Here is a 14,128-nt window from a genome sequence, read left to right as displayed (position 1 = left end):
AAAAATCTACTCGGTTTAAAGGTTATGAATTCAAGCTGGTTTTTGTACTTCTACTTGTTGCTGAGAATTTTGTTGTTGCAGTTGCTCTTTTAACCAGGAAGAAAAGAGTTCGTTGAGCAGCTTTTGCTGCATAGGTTCGTCAAGTTGAGCTGGTATATATTTTTCTGGTCGCACAATCACCCACCAATCTCCTACACGAGTTGGGGGAGATAATTGCCCTGGTTGGTTGACAGCAAGAATTCGAGCGAGTTTGGGATGAGGTGTACTCATTGCAACCGGGCCTATTAAGCCTCCAACCTGGGCTTCTGAGCCTTGAGAGTATTGCACTGCTAGGTCAGCAAAAGGCTGTTCGTTTTCTAGAAGACGGAAGTAAAGTTCTTGAGCAGCAGCAGCATCGTGAGTGCGGATTAAGGAGTAAACAACTCGGTCTAGTTGCTTCTTTCTTTGATAAAAGTAGGATTCTAGCTGGCTACCCCAAGTAGCTTGTTTAAATTTCTCGATTCTCAGGTTCCGGGTTGCAAGGTCTAAAAATTGTGTTTCAGTCATACCTTGCTGCTCTAGCCAACTTAGGCGTTCAGCCTCCGACATTAACTGATGTTTTGCACAGAAGTCTTGACAGCATTTGGCTTGTTCTTCTGGTGTGCAGTTAAAGGGTGCGTAGGCAAAGCCCGTCGTAGACATCGCTTGGTCAATCAAAAGTTCTTGCTGGAGCTTTGGTAGTAGTTGGTATCGGCTCAAGAGGGGAATAATTTCTTGAGCTGTTACTGTCTGGTTATTGACTTGTATAAGTGCTGGGTTTTTGTGTTTCCCATTTGAGCCATTCTCTTGAGTGGTAGTTATCAACTCAAGCTGAGTTTTTTTATATAGAAATAGGTTGCTTTTATCATCTTCTTGCTGCTGTATCCATTGCACATGTTGGGGTAATAACTGCGACAAGTCATAGCGTTGCAAAATTGTTTCCCTTGCTTTAGCGCGAATCAACGCCATCTGCTCTGGATGTGTAAGCGCTTCTTCAATGCGACCAGCAATTTCTTGGGGCGAGAAAAAGTCCACCAACAGACCATTGACGCCATCTTGGATCACCTCAGTTACAGGAGCAGTTTTGGAAGCTACCAACAAACAACCTGCGGATAAAGTCTCCAACATTGACCAAGACAGGACGAAGGGACGCGTTAGATAAACATGTACAGAAGAAGCCTGGAGAACTTGCAGATATTCAGCGTAAGGCAACCAGCCCGTAAAATGAACTCTGCTGAGGTCAAGAGCATATTTTTCCAGCATCACCTCTTTGTAGGTTTTGCCATCAGGTAGCTGTTTGCCGTAGGCTACGCGGTTTTCTCCCACAATCACTACATGACATTGAGGACGTTGTTGTTGGAGTAAGGCAACTGCCTCCATAAATTGTGGAAATCCCCGATAAGGCTCCATACCCCGCGCCACATACGTGACAATTTCTGTGGCGTGAGAAAGGTCTAGATTGATGCGTGGAAGAACTAACTTCGCTCCTGGCTTGGGGCAAAAGAATTGCGTGTCAATGCCATCATGAAGCACATTGATCTTATTATGATACTCCGGTGGAAATTGCTGGCGCTGCCAATAGGTCGGGGAAAGACCGCGATCGCAACTATATAAATCCTGCAAAATCGGAGCGTTTTTAATCCGAATCCTGGCTTCATCGTCAGCAGTGAGCGGTTCATTAGGATCAAAGTCTGCGTCGGAACCATGAGCATGATAAAACCACTCGAAATAACACAGTAACTTGGTGTTAGGAAAAATATCTTTGATAAATAAAGTCGGCCCCCAACCTGAATGGCCATAGACTACATCGGGAATAAATTTTCGAGCTTTGAGTTGTTCTGCCAGCCGATAGACACCTTGACCCTGGAGGACAGCATTTTCTAGGGGTCTGACATAGTGGTGAGTTTCGGGCCGGGCCTCTCGTGTAGGGCTATAGATAATCTTATTGACGCCGGGCAAATTACCTTTCTGACGAGCAGTACCAAAGAAGACTTGGTTGCATTTGTCTTTGGCTAAAGCGACAGCTAGATGACGAAATTGGGCAGGAAAATTTGGATGCAAAAATAAAATTCGCATGGCTTTTTAATTATTAGTTTCTTACTGTCCCCAATTAAAGGGACAGCAAGGGATATAAAATTGAAACAATCAATCCAAAGAGTAGCTCAGTACGTTATGGTGACGCTGCGGCTGCTCCGTTGATTTTTGGGTAACCTATCAGGCGTGTGCTACTCGGATTTTTCCTAGTACACCGCCTGGTTGCCCGTTTCCTAGGCTAGAAAATCTGCCTGTGTGATCTGGCTAGGATTTACGTTAAGCACAGTTGCTAGCAGTTCAGTGGTTTCAGTGATTCTGAACTGGGTATTATTGCCGCTGCCGGTGATCGTCAACAGCTCAAAGTCAAACTCGAAGAAGTCTATACCATCCTGGAAGTCAGTGATGATGTCACCTACAGGAGCAGGCACTGGTGGATCACCAGGATCTGGTGCTTCAAATCCGACTTCTTCCAACACAAATATGTCGCTGCCAGCACCACCAGTGAGGGTATCGGCTGCGGTTTGGCCTTCAAGGTCTTCTCCACCGAAGAGGATATCATTGCCAGCCCCGCCTAAGACCCGATCAACGCCTGCTCCACCATTGAGGGAGTCATCGCCAGCTTGGCCATTGAGAGTGTCATTACCAGAGAGAGTGTCAACTCCTTCGCCGTCACCCAAGATAGTATCGTTGCCACCTCCACCTAAGAGGTTGTCAGCGCCCTCTCCACCATCAATGAAATCAGCTTCAATTCCGCCAGTGATGTTCTCTGTACCAGCGCCGCCCAAGAGGGTGCTAGAACCTGCTCCACCATTGAGGACGTCGTTGCCGTCTCCGCCATTGAGGGTGTCCAGACCGTCTCCGCCATTGAGGATGTCGTCACCAGCAAGGCCATCGAGGTAGTCATCGCCAGCTCCACCATCGAGGACGTCGTTGCCACCACCACTCAAGCTGTCAGCGTCGCCTTGAAGGGTGTCATTGCCATCTCCGCCGAAGAGGGTATCGGCACCAGGCGCACCCAAGGTGTCATCGCCGGAAAGGAAGTCATCACCAGCTAAACCATTCAGGAAGTCATTGCCAGCTCCACCCTCAAGGGTGTCGCCCTCAATAACGCTGTCGCTACCAACCAGCGAGTCAGCCCCCGCCTCGCCGTAAAGGACGCTCTTACCATTGGTGTCATTAGCAAATGTCAGAGTGTCATTGCCATTTCCACCATACAGAGAATCCTCGAAGCCACCAAAGAGCAAGTCATTGCCAGCACCACCTTCGAGTAAGTCTTTGCCATCAAGGACATCTCCGGCGTTCTGGCCGCCATAGAGGGTGTCATTGCCGCCATCACCATACAGTGAGTCCTCACCTGCATCCCCAAATAGTCTGTCAGCCCCCGCTCCACCAAACAGGGTGTCTTTATCTTCCCCACCTCGGAGGATGTCATTACCGCCTAAACCCGATAAGATATCTTCTTTGGCAAAGCCGCGAATCGTGTCGGCACTATTAGTACCTAGAAGAGTATCTGACTCTGGTGTTCCATTTATGACTGCCATAACCTAATCCTTATTTTCAAAACAGTATTTTGCTAGCTAACTCGAACGTACTTGATGTACAACGCTACAAAGTCCTGCTGATTCGTTGTTACAACTCTCACCATTCCCCCTCTCCCAAATTTGGAAGAGGGGTAACAAAGGCATGGTGAGAAGATATGGTACAAAGTCATCAAACGTAGATCGCATAACAACAAGATTCAACATATATGCAAATCAAATCCTTGAAATTGCTTGAACAATCACAATGTTAATTTTTAAATCGAAATAGGAATGGTTGCGTACTTTAGCTAATACCAAGTTGCAAGAATATTATTATTGTGTAAAATAATAATATTCTTGGATTACTTAATGTCTATGACAAAATTCATTGAATCAAGTCAATAATTCAATGTTGTCAATAAAGGGAACAATTGACTTAATTTTCGTCAAGGAAAGCAACAAGAGTTTCTTTGGCAACTTGGTATAATCCAGCAGCGCAAAGATGAATAATTGTAGCCTCTCAAAACAATTAAGAGCAACAATGCAGACACTAATACTTCTCAGTTAAAGGGGAAAAGCTTGAATTGCATCCTTACTCTTTGCCCCAATAACATGCCCCCCACATCATAATAGAGGTGAAGAGTGCTTATCCGATAAGTAATGATGAAGACACACCAAAATAAGACGCAATCACACATCACTTACCATACTATTAATATTAACTTTTATTAGTTAAGAGCTTGCATTCTGGATGAAGCAAAAGTGAAAATTCTGACTTAAGCTAAACAAGTCTTTCAACTTTTGATTCCTGCTGATAACAAAAGATGCTTCAACCTTATTTGGTGATGCATATTCGCTATATGGCATGTAGTAGTTCAGAATTTAGCCCCAATGGCAAACTATGATGGCATAGTTACCTTACCTGCCTGATTTCTGTAACACTCAGAACTCACATAATTATGTTTTTGCAGTTAGGTTAAATCGATATACTACTGAAAACTAGCCGATATAAACTTATGGGATGCTCTAAGCTTTTAATTAGATCGTAGGCAGGCAAAACACCAGCTATCAAAGCAATGATTTTTTGTACTGGATTTTAGAAGTACTTCGCTTTGTATGCATCAGATTACAGCATATCAACACCATAGCAAACAGTGTAAACGCATCTAATTTTGTGCTTAATAGTACAGACTATGTTACTAAAGTAAGAGCCTTTATATCGAATTTGAGGCTAGCTACTCAGAAGCGGACAAAATTTAGCATAAATTTTGCCTACAGCAGTCTTCTCTAGTTTTTTTAGTACTTTAGGTTCGAGCAAGAAGCTATTCTTTTATGTATCAACTATGATGTTTATCATTTGTTTTTTAAAATATATAGATAAGTTTGGTTCATTTCTATGGTCTCACCATTAAAACTAATACACAAGGACAGATAAGACAGTTAAGTAAATAACTTTTTGAGACAGTTAAGACAGTTAAGACAGTTAACGAAATAATAGGCGTTAAACATTCCTGAACTAATAAATAAGTAAGTATGATTAAACATAAATAAAATTATTAGTTCGTAGTGAGCGATTCATCGCTCAAAACAAGGATTGTCAGGACTAAAGTCCTGACCCTTCGGGTTCGTTAGTCGCTCATGGGGGAAACCCCCAAGACCGCGCTAACTCACTACAAACTTTAATTTATTTACGCCTAGCTACTTAAAAGTATTTACCGCACTTCGAGCAAGGCAGCTATGCTGAGGGCAGAAGAGAAGAGTTAAGTTTCAGTATTGACTTTGTGCCCTGTTGTTAACGTCCTAATCTATACTTCGATTGCTATACTTGACTCAGCATTGAGTAGGTCAATCTAAAATCCAAAATTAGATGACTCCTGTTATTTTTTTTGTGTAGCAATGCTATTCAATTTAGCTTTGAGGTCTGTCCATTTAACGCCTGCTAGGTTGGGTAGGACAACATGAGCGGCGCCAACTCGTTCAGCTGGGCCGAGTCCTACTGTCCACATACCAGCGGCTAGTGCCGCCTCAACGCCTGCTGTTGCATCTTCTACGACTACACATTGCGCTGGTTCGAGTCCGAGTTGCTTGGCTGCATATATAAAGAGGTCGGGCGCTGGTTTGGGTTTCTGCACGCTGTAACCGTCGGCGATCGCATCTATTTTGTCGGCAATACCTAATCGCTCTACTACTGTGCGGGCATTTTTGCTAGCTGAGCCAATAGCTATCTTAATACCAGCTTGCCGCAGTTCATTCAAAAGTTCAATCGCTCCTAGTGACAAATCTCTCGGCGTCATATTTTGGATTAAGTCCACATAGTAGCGATTCTTACGCTCCATCATCTCTTCAAGTTGTGTTTCCAAATATGGTCTATCTCCAACTATCAGTATCAAAGAAGTACGACGGGATATACCTCGCAGTGCTTCATTAGCTTGTCGATTAAAAGGTATACCTTCTTGATCTGCTAGTCTCTGCCAAGCTAGGTAGTGGAATTCTGCCGTATCTGTAAGTACACCATCCAGATCGAAGATAAATCCCTGGATATCGGGGCTATGGGGGGAAGTTTCCATTTGGTGTTTTGGGGAATTAGGGTAACTCACTGAGGAGTCAGTGTCGTGGAGAGTCAGCACTGCGGGAGATCCTGACTCAGGTGACTGGTATTGGGAATTAGGGGAGAAGGAAAGTTGGAGAAATTCTAATTCGTGAGCTATTTCCTGGGCAACTTGTTCTTGACGCAGGTCGAACTCGTGCCATTTACCACGCCATTGCAGTTTAAACTTGAGGCGCGTCCAGCCAGAGGGTAGGTGGGGATTGGCTACAGGGCCATCTTCTGTCAGTTGTATGCCACCGAACCCTAAAATTACAGCCTGCCAAATGCCACCAGCGCTAGCCCCGTGAATTCCATCAGCGGTGTTACCTCTGGTATCTTCAAGATCCACCATGGCCGCTTGCATAAACCGTTCGTAAGCTTCTGCTGATTGGCTCAAATCTGAGGCTAAGATGGCGTGAATTGCTGGACCAAGGGAGGAACCATAAGTAATATCAGTGCGGGGTGCATAGTAGTCCCAGTTTGTCTGCAATGCTTTTTGGTTGTAGGGAAAATCCTGTGATTGCCGCATTAAATAGAGCAGCATCAACACATCTGGTTGTTTGAGCACCTGTCGCTTGTTAGCTCCTTCAATGCCTAGGATAGCTTGCATGGAGCGATCGCGTGGTTCATAGTCTGCTAAGTTGATATCTTCCAGTTGGAAAAATCCCTCGAACTGCTCGATTAATCCTGTTGATGAGTCGTAGAAAATCAATAGTTTAGCAGCGATTTCTTGCCAGTGCCATCGCTGTTCTGGGCTAAGTTGCAGTTTTTGCTCTAGTTCGGTAGCGCGGTCAGGAAATTTTTTGTCAAGCCAATTGTAGACTGCGATCGCTTTTTCCAGATGCCACTGTACCATCCGGTTAGTGAAGATGTTGTTGTGAACGAACTCGTGGTATTCATCTGCGCCAATTACTCCACGAATTTCATAGCGATCGCATTCTCGATTGAACTCGACCCGGCTTTCCCAGAAAACAGCAGTATCTAAGATCATCTCTGCGCCACGGTCGTGCATCCATTCATCATCGCCAGTAGCTTGCCAGTAGTACCAGACAGCATAGGCGATATCTGCACTGATGTGAATTTCGCGATCGCGACACCAAATCCTCACATCATCGGCGTAAAAATCACTAGGTAGTGACCAACGAGGCGTTACCTCATCCCCAGTCACAGCACTCTCCCAAGCAAACATTGCTCCTTTATACCCATTATGGAATGCTTTGCGTCGCGCTCCATTCAATGTGTGGTAGCGATAACTGAGCAAGTTACGGGCTATAGCTGGTTGAACATAAGTAAAAAAGGGCAGAATAAAAATTTCTGTATCCCAAAAGACATGACCACGATAGCCAAACCCAGAAAGGGTTTTCGCGGGAATGCTAACTTTTTCATCATGCCGTGACGCCGCGATTAGCAGCTGAAACAGATTATAACGGACGGCAAAAGCAGCTGTACTATCTCCTTCAATGAGAATGTCACTTTGTTGCCAAACCTCATCCCATGCATTTCTATGGGCATTAAGTAGCGTTGTATAATCTGGCAAGTGCGCGAGTTTTTCTTGAGCTGCTGCGACTGGTGTCTCAATCTCCCGCGAGGTAAAAACTGTGACAATTTTTTCTATCGTTACTGTCTGTTGTGATGTAGCGAAGAAAGTCGTACTCGTTGTTGGATAGCCAGGTGCGCTGTTAAATTGCAACGCCGCCTCAGTTCCCGATATTGTTGTCCTAGCCGCCATGCCGATTTCAATCCGGGAGTTGCGGGTGCGACGATATAACCAAAAACCTTGATCTGTCTTACCTTGGTCTAGTCCTTCCCAGTGATTGAAACCCTGATTTTCGGGATAGCCATTGATGCTAGCCTGAACTTCAATCAACCCATCGAAATCTACTGGTGTTAATTGGCAGCGTTGCCCTAACACATGCTGATCAGCCAGACTAGTAAAGCGTTCAAAGTGGATGTCTATAGTTTTACCACTGGGAGAGCGCCAACGCAGAGAACGGCTGAGAATACCTTGACGCACGTCAAGCTGGCGATCATATCTTAATATCTCACCTTGATCGAGGCGGAAGCGATCGCCATTGACAATTACTACTAATGGTAGCCAGTCAGGACAATTGGCGAGCTCGGTGTACACCACAGGAACGTCATCATAAACACCGTGGATAAAAGTAGCTGGCAATGCATTAGTATACGCTTCCTCAAAGCTGCCCCTAGTTCCCAAGTATCCATTACCGATTGTAAAGACGGTTTCTTTAGAGTGCAACTGGTTAGGGTCAAACTGGGTTTCGATTAATATCCAATCTGTGTAGATAAAATGGCGAGAACGACCTTTGGTATCCATATAAATGGGGAATAAGGAATGGGGAATGAGAAATGGGGAATGGGGAATGGGAAATAGAGAATGGTAACTAATAAAAAGTTTTTTAATAGCCTGTTCCCTATTCTCTGTTCTCTGTTCCCTTCATATTCATGTGTTGTTCCAAAATCTTTTCTACTCTGGGTTTATAAATAAGATGAAATAAGGTTTCCATGTAGCGATCTCTAGCTTCGTTATTTTCCGGCATAACAAAGTTCCAAAAGCTGAAAATTTTAGCTAGCAATAATAACTGACTAGTATGTAGCTGCCAATTGTATCTATTACGAATTCGCTGACTCATCCACTCAGAAGTTTCTTCCCAGTGTTCGGGATGGGTGTCACATTGGTCAAGAAAGTCCACAATTTTCTTTGCTGTTCCTTCTAAATCTGTGGGGTTGAGATTAAATCCATCTTCTCGATTTTCAATAATTTCTAAAGCGCCGCCAAATTGAGTTGCGAAAGTTGGCAAGCCAGAAATCATCGCTTCTAAAATGCTGCGTCCAAAAGCTTCAAATAGGGCAAAGTGAACATAAATTCCTTTGCGATCGCCAATTACTCTGTAGGCTTCGCCGATGTCACGAATAGGTAAGCGCATTCCTAGCCAGCGAATATTTCCGTGGAGACGATATTGATCAATAATGTCGTAAAGTTTTTGAATTTCTCCTGCTTCTTCTGGGTTTGTAGCTTCACTTAGATGCAGTTTACTAGTCAATAAAATTAGGTTACAACGCTTTTGGAAAGCCTGACTTTTGCCAAAGCATTCAGCCAAACCAGTGAGATTTTTGATTGAGGTGATGGGAGCGACGGCGAAGATTGGTCGCTTGTTGGGGTTATCCAAATAACCAAAAATTTGGGGGTCTTCGCGGTTAAAGAGTAGGTCGTGGACGCCTTGGCAGAGGCTCGGATCTCGGTCTTCTTTTTGGCTGTAGGGAAAGAAGATGTTTTCATTGACTCCCGGCGGCACCATATTGAATTTAGGACTGAATAAATCTATCCCATCAACTACATGATACAACTGGGGCATAGTAAACAACTTATACGACTCGTACTGACCGATGGTGTCTGGTGTACCGACAATTTCCTGGTAAGACGAGGTGATGATGAAGTCGGCTGCATTCATGCTGATCAGATCAGCGGTAAATTGTGCCGAAAAGTGGTATTGGTCTTCTAAATCTTGCCAATATAAATTGCTAAATAAATATTTTGGCTTTTCCAACGAGTGGGCAATATTGCACTGGGTAACTTTCATCCGCCGGGAGAGGAGAAAGGCTACTAAATTGCCGTCGCTGTAGTTACCAATAATCAGATTAGGACGACCTTTGAATTGAGTTAACAAATCTCTTTCTGCATCAAGAGCAAATTGTTCTAAATAGGGCCAAATTTCAAATTTAGAAATCCAATTGTTGGTGACTTCTGGGTTGAATTCAGAAAAAGGAACTCGCAAGATCCAGGCATTTTCGGTATCATGAACTTTTTCAAGGCGCAGGTTGCAGAATGTACCTTCGCAGTTAGGAATGAGTCGGGTGAGAATAATTACATGAGGTTTAATACCCAGCAGATCTAGTCCAGCAAGTTTGATTTCTTGACGCAGTTTGTTTTCTAAGCTGCGAGCTTGTTCAAGAACGTAGATGACTTGACCAAGTGTTTCATCTCGTCCTAAGACATCCTCTTGAGCAACCCAGCCATGTATGGAAATGAGGACGACGCGAAAAACAGCAGGGACACGGGCCACAAATGCCTCAAGAATAGCAGGCTGTGCAGTGTCGATAAGTCGCTCAAGAAGTTCTAGGGTTTCGCGGACTCGCGCAGCTGTATTACCCCAACCTGGTTCAAAACCGAGTGCTTGGAGGTCAAGGCGAAATTTCTCGTAGGTTTCGTTCGGGTGTCGCTCACTAAGGAACTTAATGGCTTGCTTAACTTGTTTAGCTAGCTGGATACCAGAGGGAATGCGATCATTGAGCAAAAGACGAATTCCATCGTGCTGAAGTCTGTGTATAGATAGATATAAAAGCTCTAGCCAATACTGGGGGTCAGTTAGTAATTGACTACACAGGTAACGGTTGAGAAAAGCAAAACCTTGACCGATATTTCTGGGGTCATCGATATTGGGGGAACTCTTGTAAAAGGGATGCAGATCTATTTCAAGGATGTGGGGTTGATAACGGTTAACTAAGCGATCGCTCACATCTAGCAGCGCTTGAGGCTTCATCGACTCGAACCTCGTGAAATCGCCTGTCAGTCGCCAAACTTCTGGGCTACCAATCCTGGGTCGAATCACAAACCAGGTACTTTCCTCTTCCAGAATTATCTCATGAGTGTAGTTTATTAGTTTGCCAACCGAGGAAGAGTGATAAAAGTAAGCTGGTTTTTCGGATTGGTGACAGTAGTCGGCAAAAGTTTGCAAAATCTCATTTCTCAGGAAGTATCGCTTACCTGAGATACTTAACGCATAGATCAACTGACGCAGAGCAGTTTTTTCATCACTATCAAAGACAGATTGAACCAGTTCATGCATGACGAACTCCAGAAGTCTAACTGGGTTAAAACCTCATTTTTCTCTCCTCAAAAACTTTGCTTTTATATGACACGTTCTATGAGGCACAATTCCCTCTTAAGCGTAGTTAAACTTGTAAATCTTCGCTTCTAACTATGGGATGAAACACTGAATGAATTTTAGGTTTGCTCGATCAAGGGCGATCGCTACCTGCTCAAACATCCCACAAGAAGAGAAGTTGCTCTTGTGGGTTTCCCTTCAAGCAAACTTCTCCCAAGGGAAGACGCTGCGCGTTAGCGATACGGGGGCGGGGCTTGAACCGAAAAATCATCCAAAATTCTCAAAAGTCAAGTCAATTGCTTGTTCTTAGATGATTGTTACAACAGAACACTCCCACTCCCCCCTGACTTACCTGAGAAAAATTTGGTATTTTAAGGATTAGCTATGCTTGTATTTATATTTACCTTTTTTTTAATTAAGTGAAGTTGGTTATTGTGTGGCAACTCGCATCAACTCGCGCCAAATGCATCTGAGATTTTCTCAAGACATTAAGTCCCTGCTGCAACGCTTATCTGAAAAGTCGTTGACTCTAGGCGATATTCTGGCAGAAACTTCTGAACGGGGATTTAGCCTGGTAATTGCATTACTGGTTTTGCCTTTTTTGTTTCCTATGCCACCGGGATTAGCCGGGCCGTTTGGTGCTGCTTGCTTGCTGTTATCAGTGCAGATGGTTTTAGGGAGGCGATCGCCTTGGCTACCTAGAAGAATCGCTAACTACAAATTTCCTCGCTCTTTTGCCCAGTTACTTTTGCAAAACCTGGGACGTCTTACCAAGGTATTACAAAAAATTGCCCGTCCTCGGTTAGCGAAAATAGCCCATCATCCTTTAACTTGGCGAATTAATGGGCTTTGTATCTCTTGGTTAACACTATTGCTAATCTCACCAATTCCCTTTACAAATCCCATCCCCACTGTCGGTATTTTACTTTTAGCAGTTGCCACTATTGAATCTGACGGTTTATTAATTTGCATCAGTTACGTAATCACTGCCTTGATTACCTTACTATTTGCATTTATTGGTTATGCACTTTGGTTAGCTCCCAGTTGGCTACCATCTATATTTAAATAATAAAAGCCCCCAGCCAAAGGCTGAGAGCAGTAATTTTTAAGGGTGCATCTACTATTTATTTATCCATCTAAATTATTGCTGTATCCGGGAAAATCTCGCTGATTACAAAAAGATTTTTTAGGGACAAAATTATCAATTATTAGTTATTAAAATTGGATAGAATAAAAGCCCCCAGCCAAAGGCTGAGAGCAATAATTTTTAAGGGTGCATCTACTATTTATCTATCCATCTAAGTTATTGCTGCATCAGGATAAACTGGACTTTTTAATTTTTTTGTATAATTACTACATTGTTAACACTCAGTCATAAAAAATTGGCAAAAAAAAGCCTTCAACTAAAAGCTGAGGGCTTTGATTTAATTAAGGTGCATCTACTATTGATATATCCGCTTTGGTTATGGCTGCATCAGGAAGAATTGAAAAAAAACGAGCGATTTTGTAGATGGAAAAACGAGGTTATTTGTTGCTGTAAGAGTAGCGATCGCTCTTATTTTAGTGTTATTCGGATATGGAAAAACACTCAGTAAACTCTCTGTCAGGTAAATTGATGGATTATCAACGCATTAAACATGAGTTAGAAAACTCTCCCAGTCTCAAGCTGCTGCGGAGTCGAAATGCTCATTTGATTTTGAGTTTTCTCCACAGACAGTTTAAAACAACTCAACGTGTTTCAATTACACAGTCGGAAATTGAATCAAAGTTGGGGGATTATCTGGAGTTTATTCAGGAAATTGACACAGACACTTACCCGCGATCGCCTAGTGAGTATCTCAACGAGTGGTGTGAAGGACAACTTCTCCGCAAAACCTTTGAAAATGGCAGTGATGATCCTGTCTTTACACTAACTCCTGCAACAGAGAAAGTGATTGGATGGCTAGAGGATTTAGAAAGACGTGAATTTGTGGGGACAGAATCTCGATTTTTGCAAATCTTCTCTTTACTAAAGGATATTCGAGATAACAGCACAACGGATGTAGAAACGCGGATTGCTCAATTGGAACGGGATCGCGATCGCATCCAGCAAGAAATTGACAATATTCGGCAGACAGGTACGGTTGATTGCTACAACCAAACTCAATTTCAGGAGTGGTTTCTTTTAGCAAATGAAGTTGCTCGTCAGTTAATGGCAGATTTTTCAGAAGTAGAACAAAACTTCCGAACGTTAACTCGTGCAGTGCAAGAAGCTCAACTGCAATTGCATACTCGTAAAGGCTCTGTCATTGGTCGTGTCTTAGATGTCGATCAAGAGTTGAAAGAATCCGATCAAGGACGCAGCTTCTATGCTTTTTGGAACTTCTTAATGTCAGAGACTATGCGACAAGAGCTAAAATCCTTAATTCAAACGGTCTACAACTTAGAAGAGTTGCGTCCGTTAAGCCAGGAGTATACCTTGTTGCGTCGAATTGAACGCAGCTTGATTGATTCAGGGGAACACATTGTACAGTCAAACCACCGTCTGGCGGAAAAACTGCGTCAGATGTTAGATGAACGCAACCTTATAGAAAATCGACGAGTCGCGGAATTAATTACGGAGGTTCAACGCATAGCTCTACAAGTTACAAATCAACCGCCACTTGATGAAGATTTTTTAGTGCTGGAGGGAGAACCGAACGTGAACCTAGTCATGGCACGTCCTCTACATCCTTTAGAAACATCGGAAACCCCCATCTCGACAATCGATTTTAATAATTTGCCAGAGGTAAGTCTAGATGAGGAAATGGCAGATCTTTATCATCAGTTTTATGTAGATGAGGCAGCACTTGCTCAACGCATCGCGCAAGTACTAGAGCGCCGTGTAGAAGTGACTTTAGCAGAGTTGGTACAGATGTATCCTGTCGAGCAAGGATTGTCAGAAATTGTTGCGTATGTGGCGATCGCCACGAAATCTGAGCGTCATCGAATTGACCATAGTATAATTGAGTACATTCTAATTACAGGTCTGGAACCTGACAAACGGTTTCATCTCACCTTGCCGCAAGTCGTTTTTCGACGCTGAT

Annotated in this window: 6 protein-coding genes; 2 read left to right on the top strand and 4 right to left on the bottom strand. The window is 43.5% G+C overall.

The genetic code is table 11. The annotated features are described in order from the left end of the window. Window positions 1–30: 30 nt before the first annotated feature. The 4 genes from HCR01_RS26320 to HCR01_RS26305 form a co-directional block, all read right to left on the bottom strand. Window positions 31–2,094, bottom strand: coding sequence for a glycosyltransferase (locus HCR01_RS26320; protein ID WP_193199000.1), 2,064 nt, complete (start codon window positions 2,092–2,094; stop codon window positions 31–33). Window positions 2,095–2,285: 191 nt separating this feature from the next. Beyond that, window positions 2,286–3,593, bottom strand: a complete 1,308-nt coding sequence (locus HCR01_RS26315; protein WP_193198999.1) for a calcium-binding protein — start codon at window positions 3,591–3,593, stop codon at window positions 2,286–2,288. Window positions 3,594–5,449: 1,856 nt separating this feature from the next. Continuing rightward, window positions 5,450–8,494 carry a beta-phosphoglucomutase gene (pgmB, locus tag HCR01_RS26310; protein ID WP_193198998.1) on the bottom strand — a complete coding sequence of 1,015 codons (3,045 nt, stop codon included), beginning with the start codon at window positions 8,492–8,494 and terminating at the stop codon, window positions 5,450–5,452. Between the two features lie 97 nt (window positions 8,495–8,591). Beyond that, entirely contained in the window at window positions 8,592–11,024 is a 2,433-nt protein-coding gene (locus HCR01_RS26305) for a sucrose synthase (RefSeq protein WP_193198997.1), read from the bottom strand. Between the two features lie 502 nt (window positions 11,025–11,526). On the opposite strand from HCR01_RS26305, the gene HCR01_RS26300 reads away from it, so the two are divergent. Together HCR01_RS26300 and HCR01_RS26295 are read left to right on the top strand one after the other, a co-directional pair. Further along, a complete protein-coding gene (locus HCR01_RS26300; protein ID WP_193199025.1) occupies window positions 11,527–12,132 on the top strand; it encodes an exopolysaccharide biosynthesis protein in 606 nt (201 codons plus the stop codon). Window positions 12,133–12,639: 507 nt separating this feature from the next. Continuing rightward, window positions 12,640–14,127: a DUF3375 domain-containing protein gene (locus HCR01_RS26295; protein ID WP_226889633.1), complete on the top strand. Its 1,488-nt coding sequence runs from the start codon at window positions 12,640–12,642 to the stop codon at window positions 14,125–14,127. The last annotated feature ends 1 nt before the right edge of the window (window position 14,128 follow it).

Origin of the sequence: Nostoc sp. MG11 (assembly GCF_014904695.1) — a bacterium.
Lineage (GTDB): Bacteria > Cyanobacteriota > Cyanobacteriia > Cyanobacteriales > Nostocaceae > Komarekiella.
The sequence above is the reverse complement of the archived record's forward strand: the minus strand, read 5'-3'. Positions and strand labels throughout refer to the sequence as shown.

Excerpts from the sequence above, each read along its gene's own strand:
- HCR01_RS26320 (WP_193199000.1), bottom strand. The coding sequence starts at position 2,094 with ATGCGAATTTTATTTTTGCATCCAAATTTTCCTGCCCAATTTCGTCAT.
- HCR01_RS26315 (WP_193198999.1), bottom strand. The coding sequence starts at position 3,593 with ATGGCAGTCATAAATGGAACACCAGAGTCAGATACTCTTCTAGGTACT.
- pgmB (WP_193198998.1), bottom strand. The coding sequence starts at position 8,494 with ATGGATACCAAAGGTCGTTCTCGCCATTTTATCTACACAGATTGGATA.
- HCR01_RS26305 (WP_193198997.1), bottom strand. The coding sequence starts at position 11,024 with ATGCATGAACTGGTTCAATCTGTCTTTGATAGTGATGAAAAAACTGCT.
- HCR01_RS26300 (WP_193199025.1), top strand. The coding sequence starts at position 11,527 with ATGCATCTGAGATTTTCTCAAGACATTAAGTCCCTGCTGCAACGCTTA.
- HCR01_RS26295 (WP_226889633.1), top strand. The coding sequence starts at position 12,640 with ATGGAAAAACACTCAGTAAACTCTCTGTCAGGTAAATTGATGGATTAT.